Raw genomic sequence first — 979 nt, 5'->3', positions numbered from 1 at the left:
GGCGGATTCAAATCTGAAGTGCAACACCTGCCACCGAGTAAGGTCAGCAGATGCAAAGCAGTCCACCCAGAAGGTATCAACAGCTCCAGACAGAGGACCGCGTGACGCTGGCCAGCCTGGTCCAACAGAAGTTCGGCGTTCGAGAGATGGCCCTGGTCATGGGACGTTCGCCCAGCACCATCAGCCGCGAGCTGCGGCGCAATGCCCAGCCAGCGGGCTACGCCAGTGCCGCAGCATGCGCCTGCGCCCAACAGCGGCGCAGCCAAGGCCGCCCACCCAACAAGCTCCATCGGGACGGCCGGCTTTTTGGCGCGGTGCGCCACTTTATGAGCGAGCGCTGGTCACCCCAACAGATTGCCCTGACACTGGCCCGCATCTATCCCAAAGGCCATGAGCACCGCGTGTCACACGAAACCATCTACAACTGCATCTACGCTCAGCCCGTGGGAGAACTCAAGCGCGAACTGATCGCCGCCCTGCGCCACGCCCACAACAAGCGTGTGCCGCGCAGCAAGGGGCAAGACCGGCGCGGGCAGATTCCCGACATGGTGAGCATCCACCTGCGTCCGCCCGAGATTGAAGACCGGCAGTTCCCCGGGCACTGGGAGGGTGACCTCATCAAGGGTGCTGCCAACGCCAGTGCGGTGGGCACGCTGGTCGAGCGCACCAGCCGCCTGGTGATGCTGGTCAAGCTGCCCGAGTTCAAGCCGGCCAGCGCTGCCAACGTGTTGCAGGCCTTCACGGACAAGCTGCTGGGCATTGCCGCGCCCATGCGCCAGAGCATGACGTACGACCAAGGAAGAGAGATGGCCATGCACAAGGAGCTCAGCAAACGCACGGGCATTGCGGTGTACTTCTGCGACCCGCACAGCCCTTGGCAGCGGGGCTCCAACGAGAACATGAACGGGCTGGTACGCCAGTACCTGCCCAAGGGCACCGACCTATCGATCCACAGCCAGGAGCAGCTCGATGCCATTGC

1 protein-coding gene is annotated in these 979 nt (G+C 63.7%); it reads left to right on the top strand.

Features of this window, described 5'->3' with window-relative positions:
- Positions 1 to 50: 50 nt before the first annotated feature.
- A partial coding sequence (locus tag ACFQPB_RS23845; protein WP_382228923.1) for an IS30 family transposase occupies positions 51 to 979 on the top strand: 929 nt, incomplete at its 3' end.

Origin of the sequence: Hydrogenophaga atypica, from assembly GCF_042665215.1 — a bacterium.
In the GTDB taxonomy this organism is placed as follows: Bacteria; Pseudomonadota; Gammaproteobacteria; order Burkholderiales; family Burkholderiaceae_C; genus Hydrogenophaga; species Hydrogenophaga defluvii_A.
The sequence above is the reverse complement of the archived record's forward strand: the minus strand, read 5'-3'. Positions and strand labels throughout refer to the sequence as shown.